Below are 19,626 nucleotides of genomic sequence, written 5' to 3' on the forward strand. Positions count from 1 at the left end.
CCATGAACAGTCGGCGTTACACCCAGTAGCCGAGGACGTGAACGCCCGCAACAACAGCAGTCCCACCGACGAGCGCGGCCCGCCGGGAGCCGACGAAGACGGCGGGACTGCTTCCCTCGCTTTCCCCTTCACTGTCGTCGTCCGGTGGTTCATCGTCACGGTCCTGGCTCTCCGTGTCGTCGTCTTCGTCTGTTTGGCCGCCGTCTGCCTGGGTCTCGTTGTTGGCACCGGCTTCGACGACCAACTCCCGGGTCACCGTGTCGTCTGGCGTCTGGATGCGGAGGGTGTAGGTTCCCGGCTCGCTGTCGATAGCCGTCCCGAACTGCACCGTCTCGTTCCCTCCCGGCGGCAGGGACACCGAGACGTTGTCGACTTCTGTGCCGTCGACGGCAAGCGTCACCGGGCCGTCTCCGGCGACCGTTCCCGTGTTGTTGACGACGGCAGTCGGGCTGATTGTGGCGCCCTGCTCGACTGTCGTGGTCACGTTGACACGCCGGAGGTCGAACACCGCGGCGGGTTCCTCGATACGTACCTCGACGGTCCGTTGGTCGTCGGGTGTTCGGACCGTAAGCGTGTAGTTCCCCGGCCCCAGCCCCACGAGTTCGTCAGCGAAGGTGTAGGTCACGTCTTGGCCGGCCAGCAGGCGCGGCGTGCGCTCGCCGATGACCTCCCCGTCACGGAGTAACTCGACAGTCTCGGTGCCGTTGATAGTACCCGTATTCCGGACAGTCGTCTCGAAGGCAAGACCTGCGGTGCCGTTGCCGACCGTCGGTGTTGCAGTGATATCTGTCACCTCGACGGTCGTCTCGGCCTCCTCGACGACGAGCACTCGTCCCTCCGTGTCGTCCGGAGTCTGGACTTCGAGGGTGTACTCGCCGGGACCGATGCTGTCCATCGCCTCCTCGAAATGCAGTCGCTTGCTCTCGCCGGGGACCAGCGACAGCGACTCCCTCGCGACGACATCGCCGTCGAGGAGTAACTCGACTGTCTTGTTATCGGTGAGGACACCGGTGTTGACGACAACTGTCGACATCTGTGCGACGGTTCCGTTGGTCGTTACCACCGAATCGGTCATCAGACTCTCGATTTGGAACTCACCGCCCACGTTACCGCGGTCGACGACTGCAAGCTCTCGCTCGTCGAGTTTCTGGTCGGCCGCCCAGAACTGAATCGAGACGTCTGCGCCCGCCTCTAGCATCGACAGGTCCGTCTGGACGGAGAACGTCCCGTCACTCGCGACGCTGATGTCCGAAATCTCGACTCGCCGCGACGACTCTCTGATGTCGATGACCATCTCGACCGGACGTGGCCCTCCCGGGAAGAGATTTGTCTCTCCGGAAATCGTCGCGGTGGCGTTGGGGACCACCAGTCGTCCGTCCTGTGTCGTTCGGTCGTATCGCAAAAACCGGTCTTCGATATCGAACGTCGACGTGCGCGTCACGTTCGCCTCTCCCGGCGTGAGGTAGGGGTAGTAGTTTGCGTGTCGCCCCTGATACGACGGCGCAAACGGGTCCGGGAGCGTATCTCCTTCGGTGCGTCCGAACCTGTATCGCTCGTCTGGCGGACGGACGTACGTCATCCGCACCTCGTACTTGTCGCCTCCCTCCGGCTGTGGGTCGAATGGCTCGAGTACACGCGTATCCACGAGCACGTAGAACCGCTCCATCTGGAGCGGGTTCTCGTATCCCGGGACGAGACCGATGCTCACGTCATCTAGCGACGCATCGAACAGGTCGACCGACGTTTCCGCCCTGTTTCGTCCCGGATTCTTGTGGACGAGTTCGAGCTCTATCCCCTCCGGACGGTCGAGCAACTTCTTGAACTCACGGGGTTTGATGAGCTCCCCGCCCGAGCCAAAGCGGCCCGAACCGAGCGCGTCGAGCAACGCCCCGTACATGCCAGTCGCTTCGGCCTCGATGAGCAGTCGGTCGCCGTTCGTGAGCGTCCCGCCCTCTATACCCCTGCTTGCGAGCCCTTCCATCCCACCGGGCTGTAGGTCTTGGGCACTGCCGGACTCGAAATCGACCGACTGCTCGTCCGCGTTCCCCGGGGGCAGACGGTAGGTCGTCACGTTCTCCAGGGAGGGTCGTGTCAGGGTGAGCGTCCCACGGTCGAGCGGGTATCGGGCGTCCGGGAACCCTTCCTCTGTGACGACGAGGGAGTCTCCGCCGCCGATAACCATGCTGATGTTGCTGCCCGGCTGGAGCGGCCGTATCTGTGTGCCGGCGTTGACGGCGTCCCGGTAGCCCGACAGCGTCGTCGCAATCTGCTCGCGGTCTTCGTTTTGGAACAGCAAGTCGCTGAACACAGAGGAGTCCGGTGGCTCGGTATCGGGGCCGAGGTCGTGGGCGTAGCTGGTCACGTCACCGCTGGTTGGGATATAGACCTCGTCGGACGGCCGGTCTGTGCCGACGAGCCGCGTATTGATAGTAAACGTCGCCGACCCGCTGACGTGGAGAATATCGAACGGTGCCGAGGTCTGCTCGCCGTTGGCCGACCGGTCGCCGCCGACGATGATGTACGCCTCGTCGAGTTCGTTGACCGAGACACTGACCGTGACGAAATCGCCGGCAGTTCCGACGTAGTCACCGTCTCCCACCGAACTCGCAGTCCCCTCGAAGTTGGCGTTCTCGGGGTTGTACTCGGTTCCAACCTCGAATGCGCCTTCGACACGCGTCGTCTCGACGTTGCCGAACACGTCGGTCATCACGAGTTTCAGGCTGTGTGTCCCGCCGGCGAGTGCGTCGGTACTGGACGGGTCGACTTCCAGCCGCTGGTCTGTCCCCTGCGGGACCGTCTGTTCGAGGACGGTGTTGCCGTTCGGACCCTGATACTGCAGTGTTACGCTCTGGATGTTCGTCCCGACGGCCGTGTAATCGATAAACAGCGTCTCGTCGACATCGACGAACTCGGGGGTAACCTTGTCGATTGACGGTCCCTCCTCGATGACTGCGGTGGCCGCGAAGGCGTCTTCGAGCGTGTCCGTATCGGTGCCGCCGAACTCGTCTTCGACAAAGAGCGTCACGTCGTACTGCCCCTCTCTGTAGGCCGCCAGCGCGTCCTGGTCGATGGTGTACTCCTCTTTCTTGCCGGGGTCGACAGCCCTGTCGAGCACGGTCGCGCCGCTGGGGCCTGTGACACGAAGCCGCGCCTCCTTCAGGTTTACCCCCGCGGCGGTGTAGGTGACGTTTACGCTGTCGTCGACATCGAGCCGGTCGGGCGAGACGCCTTCGACCGTCGGACCGGCTTCGAGTGTCGCGTTCGGGACGTTAATCGACGCCGCGTCGATGTCAGTCAGCGCCGTCACGTTGACCGGGAGTGACTCGGGGTCGTAGGTGAACGTCAGCTCTGCCTGGCTGTTCGGCGACAGGAACACCTCCTGTGTCTCGACTTGCTCGCCGTCGACTTCGAAGGCGACGGTCTGGTCGGTGCCTGCCGGGTCCTGGTTTGTGATGACAGTGGTGACGGTGACAGTCTCGTCGGCGTAGCTCCCCGCAATCGAGCTGACCTCGACAGTCCCGACCTGCATCGAATCTGAGTCGAGTTCGGTCTGGACACGCGCGGTCAGCGGGACCGACTCGGGGTCGTATGTAAACGTCAGGTCGGTCGTCTCTCCCGGTGCAAGCGAGACGTTCTGTCGGTCGATTTCCTGGCCGTCGACGTCGAAGACGACAGGCTGTTGGGCCGCAATCGACTCGTCGTTACGGACTGTTGTATCGACGGTCACTGTCCCGTTCCGGCGGACGGCATCGAGTGCCGTGACAGTGAACTGTGCCGCCTTCAGTACCGTGAGCGTCCCGCTAACGGTTTCCTCGGGCGTTTTGACGGTGTAGCTGTAGGTCCCGGGGCTCAAACCCGGCTGGACGTTCGAGAAGGCGAGGTCTGTCGAGCCCTCGGCGGGGATTGTGACGCCGCTTTTACTCGCGTACGTCGTGCCGTCGACGAGTAGTGTCACGTCTTCTGTTCCGTCGAGCGTGCCGACGTTCCGGACAGTCGTGCTGAGGTTGAACGAGTTGCCGCTGACGATTGTCTTGCTGGTCGGCTCGAGGCTCTCGATTGCGAAATACGACCACCGGACTGTGACGACCGTCGAGTCGGCGTCGTTGGCGCTGCTCACTTTCGGCGTGATAGTACGCTCGTAGTCGGGGGCAGGACTCGCCTCAGGAACCGGGACGTTCTCCCAGGTCAGCGTCACTGTTGTCGAGTTCCCGGCGTCGAGCGCGACTGTCGTCGAGTTCAGGGTGTTACCGTTTCCGTCCGTGAGTGTTATCTCCTGCTCGTCGCTGGCGTTGCCCTCGTTTGTCACGGTCACGTCGACAGCGAGGTCGCTGTTGCCGTCGACGGCATCGCTCGTGTTCATCGTGACCGTGAAGTCGGCTTCGCTGTCTGCGAGGGCGGGTGCGCTCCCGGCGAAGACGAGGACTGTCGTCAGGGCGAGCGCGAACGCCGCGATAGCGCGAATGGTCGGTGTCATACGGGTATGGAGGGTTGTCTGCCCAGTCTTCGTCGGGTACGCGTATTAACACTGTGGCTGTATTCTCAACATTGACAACAACACGCGGGGAAACGCTGTAGTGACGACGGCCAAAGAGAAGATATGCGAATCAGCGTTATCGGCGGCTCGACGGCCACTGACACACAGTACGAACAGGCCCGAACGGTCGGCAGACTGCTCGGCGAGGCCGGCCACGAGGTCGTCTGTGGCGGCCTATCTGGCGTCATGGAGGCTGTCTGTCGCGGTGCCTGTGCGGCCGGCGGACACACTATCGGCATCCTGCCCGGCGAGGACCACACCACGGCGAACGCACACGTCGAGACGGCCATCGCAACCGGAATGGGAAACGCCCGGAACGCGCTTGTCGTGTTGAACGGCGACGCCGCCATCGCTGTCGACGGCAACACCGGCACGCTCTCGGAACTCGCGCTGGCGGTTGACTACGGTCGACCCGTGGCGGCGCTCGACTCCCCGCGGGTCGAGGGTATCTCTGGAATCGACTACGTAGACACCCCTGCACAGGCAGTCGACTCCGTTATTGAGGCCCTCGACGGAGGACACTGAAACGCTGATACGGACCGGGCCAGTAGCGTCGCCTATGACCGGAGGGACGTACACGCTACTCGTCGCGGTGGCCGAGACTGCGACCATCGAGGTCGGCGCACTTGGAGTCCACGACTTCGAGGCGGGCTGGTACGCCTACGTCGGGAGCGCGCTCGGCAGCGGCGGCTTCAGCCGGGTTGACCGCCACCGCGAACTCGCCGCCGGCGAGCGCGACGTGCGACACTGGCATATCGACTATCTGCTCGGGCACGACGAGGCGACGCTGGCGTCGGTCGTCCGAACGGCGGGCGTCGACGCCGAGTGTGCGATAGCCGGCGCTCTCGACGGCGAGCCGGTGCCTGCGTTTGGCTGTTCGGACTGTGGCTGTGACTCGCATCTGTTCTACAGCCCGGACCGCGACACACTCCACGCGACAGTCGAGGCCGCACACGACACGCAGTCTACCTGATACCGTGGCCCGCTCGAACGGTGCTGTTTACTACCCCGGCCGTCGAAGGCGACGTATGACCGTCCTCATCGCCTACGACGGCTCGGACCCGGCACAGGCCGCAGTCGAGTACGCAGTCAGCGAACACCCCGAGGAGGACCTGGTCCTCCTGCACACTGTCGAGGCCGCGAGCGGGTCGCTCGATGCGACAGTCAACATGATTCAGAAGGCGCTGAAAGACCAGCGCGAGGAGGTCGAAGCGGACTTCATCGACGAGGTGACCGACCTGCTCGCCGACAGAGACGTCGAGTACACCACTGAGGTGAGCGTCGGCGACCCGGCTCACGAGGTCGTCGACTACGCCGAGGAACACGATATCGACCACATCGTCGTCGGCAATCACGGCCGCGAGGGAGCCAGCCGCATCTTCCTCGGCAACTCTGCCGAGGCAATCGTCCGGCGCTCGCCTGTCACCGTGACTGTCGTCCGCGACGAAGAGTGACTACTGGGCGTTGACGATTCGCTCGCCGACATCGAGACCGTTCGCCAGCGCCGCGTGGACGCGGGCCTCGCCGGCGACCCAGTCGCCCAGACAGTACAGCCCCTCTCGCTGTGCCGAGTCGAGTGGCCCTGTCTCGACACCCTCTTCGGGAAGCGCGTATCGCCATCCCTGGTGGTCGCTCCAGGTCGGCGACCGCAGTCGCTCGTCGCCGACGATGTCGGCCGCGTAGTCTGCCAGTTTTGCCACGTTCTCCGCGGGGTCGTCGTCGTAGTGGGCCGTCGACCACGGCCCACTCGCCTGGACGACTAGCAGTGACTCGCCGTCGGGGACGTGGCCGGCCTTGCACTCCTCGCGGGAAATCCAGCCCACGTCGTGGTCTTTGCCGGGGTTGACGAGCCCGTAGTAGGGAACGTCGAGTTCGAACTCGTAGCGGAGGACGGCGGTCCAGATACTGCGGTACTCGACGGCCTCGACGGCCGCGACGAGGGCCTCCCGAGCCGAGGAGTCCCAGTCGGCCTCCCGGAGCAACGCGGCGGTCTGTGGGGCTGGCGGATTCATCACGAGCACGTCGAACGGTCCCCACTCGGTCCCGTCGGTGCCGACCGCCGTCCAGGTGCCGGCCTCGCGCCGGAGCGACTCGACCCGCGTACGTCGGTGAACGGTGGCGTCCGTCCGGCCGAACAGCCGTTTGGCTATCTGGGTGAGTCCCTGCCGGTAGGTCCACTTCCTGTCGTCGGCGTCCCGGCCGGGTGCGACGGTTCCGTCCTCATCGAAGGTGTAAATGGGCTCGGGGATGTCGACCAGTCCCTCGGTGTCGAGCTGTTCGGTCAGCAACTCCACGACGCGCTCGTCGTCGTCTTTGACGTAGTTCGCGCCGTAATCGTAGGTCACCCCCTCGTGGCGACGGGTGGCCGCGCGGCCACAGAGGCCACCCGACTTTTCGAGCACTGTTACGTCGGCGTCTGGAAGCGCCTCGTCGAGGACGAACGCCGCCGCGGCGCTCCCAGCGCCGGCGCCGACGATGCCGATAGCAGTCATCATCTCGCACTTGGAGTGGAGGGGCATAAACCCCACCCGTAGTCACTTCACGAGGTAGCCGCCGTCGACGACGAGCGTGTGGCCGTGGATGTAGCGGCCGCCGTCGCTCGCCAGCAACGTCGCCGCCGGCGCAACGTCTTCGGGCTGACCGACGAAAGACGTGAGCACGCCGTCGAGCAGTTGCTGTTCGTCTTGTTCTGTCTCGACTGGTGTCATTCCAGACTCGACCGGCCCGGGACAGATGGCGTTGACCGCGATTCCATCGGGGCCGTAATCGAGTGCCATCTGGCGCGTGAGTCCCGCGACCGCGCCTTTCGAGGCGACGTAGGCCGCCTTCTCGGTGTCGTCGCCCCCGCGGAGGCCGCGCTGGGAGGCGATGTTGATGATGCGGCCGCTGTCGCTGTCGCGGATGTGGGGCACTGCGTGTTTCGAACACCGCATGACACCCTTGACGTTGACATCCTGAACGCGGTCCCACTCGTTTTCTGTCACCTCCTCGACGGAGCCGTCGCTCGTGACGCCGGCGCTGTTTACCAGGATGTCGAGGCCGCCGTACTCGTCGAGCGCCCGTTCGAGGGTCGCCTCGACGGAGTCCTCGTCGGTCACATCCGTCTGTTCGAAGACGGCGGTCCCGCCGTCGTCCTCGATGACTGCGAGAGTCGTCTTCTCGTCGTCTGGGACGCGCGAGGTCTCTCTGATGTCCGCGAGTACGAGGTTTGCACCCTCTCGTGCGAATTCGATGGCAATCGCCCGGCCGATGCCGCTCGATGCGCCGGTGACGACCGCGGTCCTGCCGTCGAGTTTCATCTGTCGGCCTCCAGTGGCGACGCGACGCTCTCGGTCTCGGCCGTGTGCCAGGAGTGACGCGGCTCCCAGCCGAGGTCGCGTTTTGCCTTGGCAGTCGAAAAGGCCGCGCGGTCGCCCTCGATATCGCACTCAGGGGCGCGGTCGCCCCACGCCGCCGCGACCGCCTCGGCAGTCGGCTCGTCGACGTAGTTGTCTTCGGCGACCGCGATGTAGGATTCGTGGCCGGTCGTCTCGGCTGCGAGCGCCCGCCCGACCAGTCGAGCCACGTCCCGCACGTCGACGTACGACCAGAGGCTTCCCGACGGCGTCGGGTTCTCGATATCGAAGCCTTCTCTGATGGCCGCCGTTTCGTACTCGCCGGGTACCTGAATCCAGGAGGGCTGGAGCGACGTGACCGAGACGCCGTACGTTCGGACCGTGCGCTCGGCGACGAGTTCGCCGACGACCTTCGAGGTGCCGTATGCGTCCTCGGGCCGCTGTGGATGTGTCTCGTCGACTGGGAGCGACGCCAGGGGACGAGCTTCCTCGCCGGCGGTGACGCCGTAAGTCGCCTCGCTCGAACTCCAGACCACGTCTGCCCCGACCTCGCCAGCGGCGGTCAGGACGTTGTACGTACTGGTGACGTTGTGGACGAACGTCTCCGTCCCGGCGCGGTGGCCGGCCCCCGGCACTGCCGCGAGGTGGACAACACCATCCGGCTCCACGTCGTGGATAATCTCCCAGATTGGGCCCTGCTCTGTGAGGTCTGCCGCGAGATATTCGACGCCTTCCGGCGACTCACCGTGGGGTTCGTGGCGGTCGACGCCGAGTACGTCGTACTCGTCTGCCAGTTCCGCGACGGTCCACCGGCCGAGGGTTCCGAGCGCGCCGGTGACGAGGACTGTCTCCATACCGACTCCCGAGCGCGACCGGACTTAGCTTCGGTGGTCTGTAACTTAGAACAGCCGCGGCGTCAGCGGATACTGCCAGGCTTCTCCCTCGCTCGCCTTGAGTGCGGCGAGTACGATGAGCGCGAAATCCAGTATCGGGAGAAGGACAACGAGGACGAACCCGACGAGCACGACGACCAGCACCGTCGAGACGGCGAGGTACACGGCGAACACAATCTGCCAGTTCATCGCGTTCGCGGCGTTTCGCTGGACGAATGGGTCGTCGGTGACGATATGGACCACCAGCGGACCGACGACCCAGGTAAACAGCGCGAGGACGTGCGTAATAGCGGCGATGGCTCGCGCCGAGTCGTTGCTGTGGCTGTAACCCTGTGGGTAACGTTCGGTCTGATACTCGCTCTCGCCGCGGCGAGTGCCCCAGCTGGCGGTCGTTTCGTATCCTCGGTTCTGCTCGCCGCCCTCCCAGCCGTTTTCCTCGCGTGTTCCGTCGAGTCGTTCGCCACATGCCGGACAGAACCGGTCGTCGGGCTGCACCTCGTCGCCGCAGTGCCGACAGTACCGCTGGCCCATATGTAATCTGACGAGACACCGAGACATAAATCACTGGCTGCCGTTTCTGTCTCGCTGTCACGACTTTGTCGGGACCGAGAGGCCTTTGTGAGAGCACAACCCAACGCGAGACAGTGCCACGCTGGTCTGTCAATAGAACGACGTCGCGGCCTGTACGCTCGCCTTCTTTGCGACGATGGTCGGGCGGCTCGTCATCAGTCCAGTCGTTCCCTCGATTGCCGAGGAGTTCGCCGTCTCGAACGCCGCAATCGGGCTCGCGCTCTCGGGGCTGTGGGTCGCCTACGCGCTCTCGCAGTTTCCCAGCGGCCTGCTCGGCGACCGGTTCGGCGAGCGGGTGGTCATTCTCGTCGCGGTCGGGGGAACGGCGGCCGCGAGTCTGGCGCTCGCGCTCGCCCCCGTCTTTCCGGTGTTCGTGCTCATGACTGTCGTCCTCGGGGGCGTCGCGGGACTGCACTACAGCGTCGCCACGACGCTGCTGTCACGGCTGTTCTCGAACACCGGGACCGCAATCGGCGTCCACAGCGCGGGCGCACCGATTGCCGGGCTGGTCGCGCCCGTCGCCGCGGCCTACACCGGCTCGCTGTTTGGCTGGCGGTACGCGATTGCGCTGGGCGCGGTTGCAGCCGTCCCGGCGACGCTGTTGGTTGCCCGCGGTATCGAGCCACTGGAGCCGAGACGGCCCGACGAGGCGATTCGCTCTCGTATCGAGCCGGGGGCGCTGCTCGAACTACTCTCCCGGCCGCCGATTGCGGGAACGATGGTCGTCTCTGTCCTCGGTGCGTTCGTCTGGCAGGGGACGGCCTCGTTCCTCCCGACGTTTCTGGTCGAACACCGCGGCTACTCCGAGCCCGCAGCCGGCGCAGTCTTTTCTGGCTACTTCGTCGTCCAGGGAGTCGGTCAGCCGGGGATGGGGTGGCTCTCTGACCGCATCGGCCGCGACGCCGCGATGGTCGTCTGCTCGCTTGCCGGTGTCGCTGGCTTCGCGCTGTACGTCCTCGGGCCGGGACTGGCCAGCGTCGTCGCGGCGACGGCACTCGTGGGCGTCGCGATGAGCTGGGGGGCGACGATGCTCCCGAAGTTCCTCGATAACATGAGCGCCGAGGAAGAAGGGCTCGGATTCGGTCTCGTTCGAACTACATACATGGTCTTCGGCGCCTCGGGGTCGGTCGGTGTTGGCCTGCTTGCGGACACCTTCGGCTGGGCAGCCGCGTTCTTGACCCTCTCGGGGATTCTCGCCACTGTCGTCGGCGCGCTGTTCGGCGCGGCGATTCGACGCCGGCTCATCCGACGCCGGGCGACTCGAAAGACTGGTGGTGCAGGCGGGTAACCCTCGGGTATGGATGTCGGACTCGTCGTGCTCGACGGCTGGGGGCTGAACGCGGACAGCGACGTTCGCGATGCGGTCGCCGCCGCCGAGACACCCACAGTCGACGGCCTCCGCGAACGTGGGGCTACAGGCACGCTCACGACGGACGGTCGCCGTGTCGGCCTCCCCGAGGGACAGATGGGCAACAGCGAAGTCGGCCACCTCAACATCGGCGCCGGTCGCGTCGTCACTCAGGAGTCGGCCCGGATTACGGACGCCATCGCGCGCTGGCGCGGTGAGTCGAGTGCCTTCGAAAATCCGACTGACCCGCCGCTTTCCGAGACCGATGCTCTCGCCTCGGCGGTCGCCCACGCCGAGGACCACGGCGGTCGCGTCCACCTGCTCGGGCTGGTCAGCGACGGCGGCGTCCACTCCTACCAGTCTCACCTGCACGCGCTCATCGACCTGGCCACAGACCGGGGCGTTGAGGCAGTCACGCACGCCTTCACCGACGGCCGTGACACGTCACCCACGGGCGGGCGAGAGTATCTCCGAGACCTCGCCGAACACGCCGAGGCCGCGGGCACTGGCGAGGTTGCGACCGTCTGTGGGCGGTATTACGCGATGGACCGCGACGAGAACTGGGAGCGTACGAAACGCGCATACGACGCAATCGTCGACCGGGAAGCAGCCCACACCGCGCCCTCGGCGGTCGCGGCTGTCGAACAGTCTTATGACCGCGGCGATACCGACGAGTTCGTCGAGCCGACACTCGTCGAGGGCGGCCCCGCGCTCCGTGACGGCGACAGCGCTATCTTCGTCAACTTCCGGGCCGACCGTGCCCGTCAGCTCACCCGTCTGCTCGCGGACATCGAGCCCGAGTGGTCTTTCGAGACGACCCCGCCCGACTGCCGACTCGTGACCATGACCGAGTACGACAGTGACTTCGACGTGGGGGTCGCGTTTCCGGCGATACAGCCCGAGCAGACACTCGGGGAGGTGCTGGCCGAGGCCGGACGGACACAGCTTCGCATCGCCGAGACCGAGAAGTACGCCCACGTCACCTATTTCCTCGACGGCGGCCGCGAGGTCGAGTTCGACGGGGAACGCCGGGAAATCGTCCCGAGCCCCGACGTAGCGACCTACGACCAGCAGCCGGCGATGAGCGCTCCCGACGTGACCGACCGCGCTGTCGAGGTCATCGATGACGACGACCCGGACGTCGTCGTCCTGAACTACGCAAACCCCGACATGGTCGGCCATACCGGCGACTTCGAGGCCGCCGTGGCTGCCGTCGAGGCAGTCGACACACAACTCGCCCGGCTCGTCGAGGCGATGCAGGCCGCTGGCGCGGACGTCCTCGTCACCGCCGACCACGGCAACGCCGACGACATGGGGACCGTCGAGAACCCACAGACCGCCCACACGACCAATCCCGTCCCGTTCGTCTACGTCGCTGCCGACGCAGACGGCGGCCGGACGGTCCGGGAGGACGGCGCGCTCGAAGATATCGCGCCGACAGTGCTCGACCTGCTGTCGATAGCAAAACCCGACGAGATGACCGGCGAGTCGCTGCTTGAGTAGCCACTCGGCCGAGCACACTGTCTACCCCACATTAAGGACACTCCCGGCCGAAATCAGACCATGCGCGCCTATCGCATCGCCTACGACGGCCACCCCTACCACGGCTTCCAGCGCCAGCCCGACGTCGACACCGTCGAAGACCGCCTCATCAGTGCGCTGGCTGCCCTCGGCGTCACTGACGGTGATGTTCCGCCCGGATACGCCGCCGCCGGCCGGACCGACGCGGGCGTCTCGGCACTGGCACAGACTGTCGCCTTCGAGGCACCCGGCTGGCTCACCCCACAAGCGCTCAACAGCGAACTCCCCGAGTCGATTCAGGCCTGGGCAACCGCCGACGTTCCCGCAGACTTTCACGCCACTCACCACGCCGAGTCCCGAGAGTACACGTACTTCCTGCACGCCGACGGTGCGAGCGAACGACGCACACGAGCGGCCCTCGACGGCCTCGCCGGCGAACACGACTTTCACAACCTCACACCCGACGACACCGGCACGACTCGGACGCTTCACACAGCCCTCGACCGCGACGGCTCGTTTTTCGTCCTGCGATTTCGCGCTGGCGGCTTTCCCAGACAGTTCGTCCGTCGCGCGGTCGCACTCGTCGCCGAACTTGCACGCGGCGAACGCGCACTGCGCGCCCTCGACCGGGTCCTCGGGGCGGACCCGCTCGCTGGCCCCGAGGGAATCGGTCCGGCTCGACCCGACCCTCTCGTGATGACGGCCGTTTCATATAGCGATATAACATTTACAACTGACGAAGAGGCCACACAGCGGGTGCAACAGCAATTTCGAACCCTCCACAGACAACGGGCCGCCGGGGCCAGAGTAGCAGGCGTGCTCGGCCAGGCCGGCGACGATAGCGACTGAGGCCGTCGTATCAGTTCAGAACAAGTAGATACGGCCGTCATCGCGGGGGTTTTTGACGACCCAATCTAACCGCGGCCCTGTCAGAGGCACGTGGCCCGGTTCAACTCGGTACGGCTCCTTGGAAACAAGGAGTTCGCCGCGCTCGCGGGAACGGCGTTTGCCCGTAGTCAGGCGTATTCGACGATTCTGATTGCGCTTGCGCTGTATGCCGACCTCTATGGCACCTCGGGGTTCGTCGAGGGGCTGTTCGGGACGGCCTTTGCCCTCGTCCAGTTGTTTATCGTGCTCCCGCTGGGTCGGAAAGTCGACACCGGCAACGCGAAGCGGTACCTGCTCGCTGGCTTTCTCATCAACGTCGCGGTCTTCGTCGGGTTCGCGCTCGTCGACAGTCCCGTTCACATCGTTCTCGTGCGGATGCTCCAGGGCATCGGTGCCAGCGTTCTCTGGATTACCGGCGCGACCATCATCGGACAGATAAGCCCAGACGATGGCCAGGGGCTCTGGCTGGGGTCGTACAACCAGTTCGCCTCGTTCTCGTCGCTGGCAGGTGACCTGGTCGGCGGCTATCTGCTGTATGCCCACGGGTTCACGCTCACCTATGTCGCCCTCTCAGCCGTCACACTCGGCGCGTTCGTGCTGGTGGTGCTCGCGCTACGTGACAATCCCGGCGGCCAGAAAGACCCCGACGACGCCGGCGGTGTCGAGACGTTTCGCTCGCTGCTAGGGCTGCCGATGTTGCGAGCTCTCGTTGGCTTTCGATTCACCTTCAGTTTCGGGAAAATGGCGGTCATCATCTTCTTGCCTATCTATGCCCGGACGACTTTCGGTATCTCTGCGTTCGCTATCGGCTGGATAATGGCCGGTGGCAAACTCACGAAGGCAGTTACACAGGGCTTTGTCGGGAACCTCACCGACCGATACGGCCGTGAACACTACTTCGTCGCTGTCGGGGCGCTCTTGTACGCGGTCGGCACTGCGGCTATCCCCCTGGCAGGGGTCTTCGAGGGCAAAATATCGCCGGTAGAGGTGTCGCTATTTGGCGACACACAGGCTCTCGGTGGGGCCTTTTTCGCGCTCTTTGGGGCGTACTCGCTCCTGGGTGTCGCCGATTCGATTCGCCTGCCGGCGAGCATGTCGCTGTTTGTCGACGAAGGCGAAACGTACGATTCGGTCGCGAGTGCGATGTCGCTGCGCTCGATATCCTGGAAAGTCGGGCAGGTGGCGGGCCCTGTCCTGGTCGGGACGACGATGGATTTCTTCTCCACAGCGGTCGGCTTCCTCCTGGCAGCAGGGTTCATCCTCTTTGCCACCGCTGGGTTCGTGGTGAGCGCGACTCGCGCACACCGGCGGAGGCTGTCTGGTGGGCCTGCTCCCTCTGACGACTGACAGCTCACTCGCCGCGAGCAACTGCCTGAAATTGCTCGTACAGCTCCGGCTCGTGGGTCGCAAGTACGGCAACGTCATCTTCTAGCTCACCGAGCCGGTTGCGTACACGCGTCCGGACTGTCGCCCGGTATGCGTCACTGCCGGCCTTCCCGGCCAAAACATCACGCTCCCGGTCGGTCAACAGAGCTCTCGTTGTCATATGAAATGTTAGACACCGAGAGGTAAATCCTCTCCGGCGGTTTGAAGCGGTTCGTTTGTGCTACCGACAGACAACGACTGAACTCCCTCTGATAAAATAAACTCTATGACGGTATATAGAATACACCACTTCCAACGTAGACAGTGAATACAAACGTATCGACGGAGTCGTGGCCACGGTGGACGACTCAGACTCCACAACCAGGTGGAGTTCCCGCCGAGAGGCCATATATCAGGTTCCGACATTGCTCAGTCCCGCGTTAACGCGATGAAAAATGCCGGAAGGCAACCGAGAATGAGGATTTCACTTCCTGTTCGAGCAGTTCGAGCGTCGTGTACAAGACATACGGCAGCAACGGATACTCCGGAAACACGATGAGTACGTAGACGGCAAATGCCGCCTATCCGAGTGTACCGATTCGCATACGACTATAGCGTTCCCGGGGCCACGCGGGGAAACTGAGACCACTCAGGCCTACGGCGAGGACGAAGATACCGAAACTCACCTACTGTTATCGTAGCCGGGCGAGTGACATTTGTTCTATCTGTACACATCGCCGGTGCGACATACTCGGTTATCCATACAACTCCATGGATGGGGGTGTATGAGGAAACAACTGGCGTCCAACCGTCGAATCCAACTGTATGCGTTGAAAAGAGCGGGTTCATTACTTATTGCATCGAAGAACTCGCCATCGGCCAGCCCTTTGCCGGTACTCAGACGACGAGTCAGACATCACGGAACACGAGCGAGCGACACTGGACACTGGAAAAAAGACCAGTTTCAACACGACAGCGGACGACCTCCGGGCAGTGCACTGGAGTACCACCCGGACGGGTGCCTCCACGCCATTCGGAAAGCGACCAGCGCGGAACAACCGTCACGGTGACGCTCACGACACAGAATCAGAAACCGGTCGCGTAGGTACCACAACGCGACGAATCAGAGCCGACGGTTCGGTTAGTAGAACTCGCGGACGAGGTCCATTGCACCCTCGGGTGCGCCGTCGGGAATCTCGGCCATGTTCTCGTCGAGTCCTTCACGTTCCTCCCACGGGACGCTGTTTTCCTCCTGGTAGATGACGCCCGTGTACTCGGTGTCGCCGTCGAGTACCTTCTCGCGAGCGGCGTCTTTGTCGTGGCGGTCGTGGTCGGTCTCGTCGAGGTCGACGACGGCGTCGCGGAAGTAGTCGTAGGTGTCGACGTCGTTGAACGTGACACACGGCGAGTAGACGTTGACGAAGCCAAAGCCGTCGTGTTCGACTGCCTCTTTGACGATTTCGGTGTGGCGCTGGCTGTCCGAGGAGAAAGACTGCGCGATGAACGTGGCACCTGCAGACAGCGCGAGCGCGAGCGGGTTGACCGGCGGCATGTTTGTCCCGTCGGGGGTAGTCGATGTCTCGAAGTCCTCCCGAGAGGTCGGCGACGCCTGTCCTTTGGTCAGGCCGTAGATGCGGTTGTCCATGACGACGTAGGACATGTCGACGTTGCGCCGGACGGCGTGGACGAAATGGCCCGCGCCGATGGAGTAACCGTCACCGTCGCCGCCCGCGACCATCACTTCGAGTTCGGGGTTGGCCAGCTTCGCGCCGATACCGACCGGCAGGGCGCGGCCGTGGACGCCGTGCAGCGCATACGAGTGCATGTACGTCCCGATTTTGCCCGAACAACCGATGCCAGCGACGACGAACGTGTCGTCGGGGTGGTTGCCGGTCTCGGCCAGGGCTTTCATCATGCCGTTCATGGTCCCGAAGTCACCGCAGCCGGGACACCAGGTCGGTTGTTTGTCAGATTTGAAGTCGATGAATCGAACGTCGGAGCTCATGCTTGTACCTCCTGTGGGGAGAGAACCGCTTCGATTTCGTCGGCCAGTTCGTCCGCCTTGAAGCGGACGCCGTTGTACTTGTTGATGCGCTCGACGCGTTCGAGCACGTCGTGTTCGAGCACGTCTGCGAACTGACCCGTGGCGTTACACTCGACGACGATGGTCGTCTCTGCGGCCTCGATTTCCTCGCTGAGGTCCGGTCGCGGGAACAGGTACGGCACCGAGATAAACCGCGCGTCGATGTCGCGGTCGTCGAGGTACTCGAGGGCCTCCCGGAGTGGCCCCTCGTTCGACCCCCAGGAGACGACGAGCGTCTCTGCGTCGGGGTCGCCGAACTCGCGGTAGCTCCAGTCCTCGCGTTCCTTTGCTGTCTCGACTTTCTGCTGTCGTTTCTCGACCTGTTCGATGCGAACGTCGGTGTCCTCCGTCCGTCGCCCGAGTGCGTCGTGTTCGAGGCCGGTCGTCATGTGTGCGCCGTCCTCTGTGCCGGGGAACGCCCGCGGGCTGATACCGTCTGCCGACGGGAAGTGGGGCTGGAACCGGCCCTGCTCGTCGAGCCAGGAGTCGATTTCGTCCTCGTCGACGATGTTGCCGCGCTCGATTTCGACCTCGTCCATGTCGAACGCTTCCGGCGGGAACGTCTGTTCGGTGACCGCAAGCGAGAGGTCCGACACCAGAAAGACCGGAATCTGGTACTTCTCGGCGAGATTGAAGGCCTCGACAGTCTTCCAGAAACACTCGGCGACGTTGGTCGGCGCGACTGCGAACCGGTCGATTTCGCCGTGGCCGCCGTACAGCACCATATCCAGGTCGCCCTGTTCCTGTTTGGTCGGCATCCCCGTCGAGGGGCCAGCGCGCATCACGTCACAGATGACCAGCGGCGTCTCACTCGTAGCCACGAGGCCAAACGTCTCGGTCATCAGGTCGATACCCGGTCCAGATGTGGCCGTCATCGCACGTGCGCCCGAGCGAGCGGCGCCAAGCGCGAGGTTGATTGCCGCGAGTTCGTCTTCGGCCTGGACGACTTTCCCGCCGAACTCGTCGATACGGCCCGTCAGATAGGTCATCACGTCGGTCGCAGGCGTAATCGGGTAGCCGGAGTAGAACCGACAGCCGGCGGCGATAGCGCCCATCCCGATAGCCTGGTCACCGTTGAGAAGGACGTAGTCGTTGTCGGTCGTCTCGATGTCGTAGTCGTACTCGTGGTCGTACTCCTCGGCGGCGTACTCTTGTCCGAGTCGCGCGGCTTCGCAGTTGTTGTCGACCATCGCCTGCCCCTTGTCGGCAAAGCGCTTTTCGAGCGCGGAGTCGAGGTTCTCGATTGGGAAGTTGGCGACCTCACAGGCCACGCCGAGCGCGACGACGTTGCGCATGATAGCGCCGCCGGCGTCCTCGGCGAGACTCTTGAGCGGCACGTCGAGGCCAATCATCTCGTCTGGAATCTCGACGTCTTGCATCGTCGTCCGCTCGCCGTCGTAGATGATGACACTCCCCTCGTGGAGTTCGTCGGTGTTTTCGTCGATGGTCCGCTGGGTCAGTGCGATGAGGATGTCCAGCCGGTCGACGACACTCTCGACGCGGTCGACGGAGGTCCGTACCTTGTAGGCGGTGTAGCCGCCCCGGATTCGCGATGCGAAATCCTTCGAGGTGTAGACGTGTCGACCGGCGCGTGAGAGCGCCTGTGCGAATATTTTCCCGGTCGAATCGATTCCATCGCCGGCTTCCCCGCCGATGGCCCAGTTCAGGTCTTCTGGCATGCTACTGTTTCACTCTGGCGGCCGGACGAAAAAACCTTCTGTCATCGCGCGGCCTATCGTGAATGATTGTTCATTCATATCCGCGTCTCTCGCGTTGTGAGTGCCCATACGTTCGATTCTGTATTTTTTCGCTTCGGTTCTGACAGTTCTTGTTACGCTCAGTGACTGCTTTCTCACTCCGGGCGCGTCGGTTCGCCATTTAAGATGACTGAGTCCTTAGCAGGGGTATGGATCTGCTCGATGACAGCATCGTGCCCGAAAAGGCGCGGCCGGTCAAACAGGAAGCCAGAGAGTTTGCAGCCGAGCACATCGAACCCAACGCAGAGGAGTACTTCGAGCGCGGCGAGTATCCCTGGGACATCCTCGAGAAGGGGATGGAAGCGGGATTGGTCGGCCAGTCCATCTCCGAGGAGTACGGCGGGCGCGGGTTCTCGCTTACCGAGATGCTCGCCATCGCCGAGGAGTTCTATCGCGCCGACGCGGGTATCGCGCTCAGTCTACAACTCGCCGCTTTCGGCACCAACATCCTCGAAGAACACGGCACGGAAGCACAAAAGGCGGAGTATCTCGAGCCGGTCGCGGCGAACGAACAGATTTCCGGGCTGGCGGTCTCCGAGCCCGACACCGGTAGCGACATGGCGGGTATGTCCACGTCGGCGGAGAAAGACGGCGATGAGTGGGTCCTCAACGGCGAGAAATACTGGGTCGGCAACGGCGTCGAGGCCGATTGGGTAACCGTCTACGCGAAGACCGGCGACGACCCCGACAACCGCTATGGTAACTACTCCGTGTTTATCGTCCCGACTGACGCGCCCGGCTATCACGCGGAACACATTCCAGAGAAGATGTGTTACCGCGCCTCGAAACAGGCACACATCACCTTCGACGACTGCCGGATTCCCGAGGAGAATCTCATCGGCGCTGAGGGTGCCGGCTTCTACATGGTCGCGGGCTTTTTCAACCACGGCCGGACCGTCGTCGCGGGACACGGCCTCGGGCTCGCGGCCGCCGCAATCGAGGAGGCGTCGGCGTTCGTCCACGACCGCGAGGCCTTTGGTCGGACCGTCGACGAGTTCCAGGCCGTCCAACATGACCTCGCGGACATGCGCCTCGAGTTCGAGTCCGCGCGCTCGCTCGCCTGGCGGGCCGCCGAGAAAGTCGAGAACGACGACTATCCGGGCTACTGGGCCGCACTCGCGAAGACGCGCGCGACCGAGGCGGCCACCGAGTGTGCAGAAATCGGGATGCAACTCCACGGCGGCCGGTCGGTGCTCGAAGAGAACAAGATTTCGCGGGTCTACCGCGACGCCCGTGTCCCCGTCATCTACGAGGGCGCAAACCCTATCCAGCGCAACCTCATCTACAGACAGGCACCGCGCTGAGACCGACCGCCGGAGCGAAACGCCCTTT

The 19,626-nt window shown here is 64.0% G+C and carries 16 protein-coding genes; 8 read left to right on the forward strand and 8 right to left on the reverse strand.

Annotated features, from left to right (window positions below):
* Positions 1–16 precede the first annotated feature (16 nt).
* Entirely contained in the window at positions 17–4,474 is a 4,458-nt protein-coding gene (locus BLR34_RS11360; protein WP_092703093.1) for a BGTF surface domain-containing protein, read from the reverse strand.
* A 123-nt stretch (positions 4,475–4,597) separates the two neighbouring features.
* Here BLR34_RS11360 and BLR34_RS11365 point away from each other — a divergent pair, with 123 nt between their 5' ends.
* Genes BLR34_RS11365 through BLR34_RS11375 form a run of 3 tightly spaced genes read left to right on the forward strand, consistent with a single transcriptional unit; the run spans position 4,598 to position 5,988 of the window.
* Positions 4,598–5,059 carry a TIGR00725 family protein gene (locus BLR34_RS11365; protein WP_092703094.1) on the forward strand — a complete coding sequence of 154 codons (462 nt, stop codon included), beginning with the start codon at positions 4,598–4,600 and terminating at the stop codon, positions 5,057–5,059.
* A gap of 34 nt (positions 5,060–5,093) precedes the next feature.
* On the forward strand, positions 5,094–5,507 hold the full coding sequence (locus BLR34_RS11370; RefSeq protein ID WP_092703096.1) for a GIY-YIG nuclease family protein: 414 nt from the start codon (positions 5,094–5,096) through the stop codon (positions 5,505–5,507).
* Between the two features lie 55 nt (positions 5,508–5,562).
* Complete coding sequence (locus BLR34_RS11375) at positions 5,563–5,988, forward strand: universal stress protein (RefSeq protein ID WP_092703098.1); 426 nt, start codon at positions 5,563–5,565, stop codon at positions 5,986–5,988.
* On the opposite strand, the gene BLR34_RS11380 is transcribed toward BLR34_RS11375, so the two are convergent.
* Genes BLR34_RS11380 through BLR34_RS11395 form a run of 4 tightly spaced genes read right to left on the reverse strand, consistent with a single transcriptional unit; the run spans position 5,989 to position 9,293 of the window.
* Positions 5,989–7,026, reverse strand: a complete 1,038-nt coding sequence (locus tag BLR34_RS11380) for an NAD(P)/FAD-dependent oxidoreductase (RefSeq protein WP_092703100.1) — start codon at positions 7,024–7,026, stop codon at positions 5,989–5,991. It lies immediately after the preceding gene.
* A gap of 42 nt (positions 7,027–7,068) precedes the next feature.
* A complete protein-coding gene (locus tag BLR34_RS11385) occupies positions 7,069–7,833 on the reverse strand; it encodes an SDR family NAD(P)-dependent oxidoreductase (protein ID WP_092703102.1) in 765 nt (254 codons plus the stop codon).
* Positions 7,830–8,723: an NAD-dependent epimerase/dehydratase family protein gene (locus BLR34_RS11390; protein WP_092703104.1), complete on the reverse strand. Its 894-nt coding sequence runs from the start codon at positions 8,721–8,723 to the stop codon at positions 7,830–7,832. Before BLR34_RS11390 ends, BLR34_RS11385 begins: the two co-directional genes overlap by 4 nt.
* Positions 8,724–8,768: 45 nt before the next feature.
* Positions 8,769–9,293, reverse strand: coding sequence for a zinc ribbon domain-containing protein (locus BLR34_RS11395; protein ID WP_092703106.1), 525 nt, complete (start codon positions 9,291–9,293; stop codon positions 8,769–8,771).
* Positions 9,294–9,468: 175 nt separating this feature from the next.
* On the opposite strand from BLR34_RS11395, the gene BLR34_RS11400 reads away from it, so the two are divergent.
* The 4 genes from BLR34_RS11400 to BLR34_RS11415 all read left to right on the forward strand — a co-directional run bounded on the left by BLR34_RS11400 (position 9,469) and on the right by BLR34_RS11415 (position 14,436).
* Entirely contained in the window at positions 9,469–10,620 is a 1,152-nt protein-coding gene (locus BLR34_RS11400) for an MFS transporter (protein WP_092703108.1), read from the forward strand.
* 9 nt (positions 10,621–10,629) lie between these two features.
* A complete protein-coding gene (gene gpmI / locus BLR34_RS11405) occupies positions 10,630–12,183 on the forward strand; it encodes a 2,3-bisphosphoglycerate-independent phosphoglycerate mutase (RefSeq protein WP_092703110.1) in 1,554 nt (517 codons plus the stop codon).
* Between the two features lie 60 nt (positions 12,184–12,243).
* On the forward strand, positions 12,244–13,050 hold the full coding sequence (gene truA / locus BLR34_RS11410; RefSeq protein ID WP_092703112.1) for a tRNA pseudouridine(38-40) synthase TruA: 807 nt from the start codon (positions 12,244–12,246) through the stop codon (positions 13,048–13,050).
* A gap of 90 nt (positions 13,051–13,140) precedes the next feature.
* Complete coding sequence (locus BLR34_RS11415; RefSeq protein WP_092703114.1) at positions 13,141–14,436, forward strand: MFS transporter; 1,296 nt, start codon at positions 13,141–13,143, stop codon at positions 14,434–14,436.
* Positions 14,437–14,440: 4 nt separating this feature from the next.
* On the opposite strand, the gene BLR34_RS11420 is transcribed toward BLR34_RS11415, so the two are convergent.
* The 3 genes from BLR34_RS11420 to BLR34_RS11435 form a co-directional block, all read right to left on the reverse strand.
* Positions 14,441–14,635, reverse strand: coding sequence for a hypothetical protein (locus BLR34_RS11420; protein WP_092703116.1), 195 nt, complete (start codon positions 14,633–14,635; stop codon positions 14,441–14,443).
* Between the two features lie 960 nt (positions 14,636–15,595).
* Positions 15,596–16,459, reverse strand: a complete 864-nt coding sequence (locus BLR34_RS11430; RefSeq protein ID WP_092703118.1) for a 2-oxoacid:ferredoxin oxidoreductase subunit beta — start codon at positions 16,457–16,459, stop codon at positions 15,596–15,598.
* Complete coding sequence (locus tag BLR34_RS11435; protein ID WP_092703120.1) at positions 16,456–18,216, reverse strand: 2-oxoacid:acceptor oxidoreductase subunit alpha; 1,761 nt, start codon at positions 18,214–18,216, stop codon at positions 16,456–16,458. Before BLR34_RS11435 ends, BLR34_RS11430 begins: the two co-directional genes overlap by 4 nt.
* Before the next feature lie 227 nt (positions 18,217–18,443).
* On the opposite strand from BLR34_RS11435, the gene BLR34_RS11440 reads away from it, so the two are divergent.
* On the forward strand, positions 18,444–19,598 hold the full coding sequence (locus BLR34_RS11440) for an acyl-CoA dehydrogenase family protein (protein WP_092703123.1): 1,155 nt from the start codon (positions 18,444–18,446) through the stop codon (positions 19,596–19,598).
* Positions 19,599–19,626: the final 28 nt, after the last annotated feature.

Source organism: Halovenus aranensis (assembly GCF_900100385.1).
GTDB lineage: Archaea > Halobacteriota > Halobacteria > Halobacteriales > Haloarculaceae > Halovenus > Halovenus aranensis.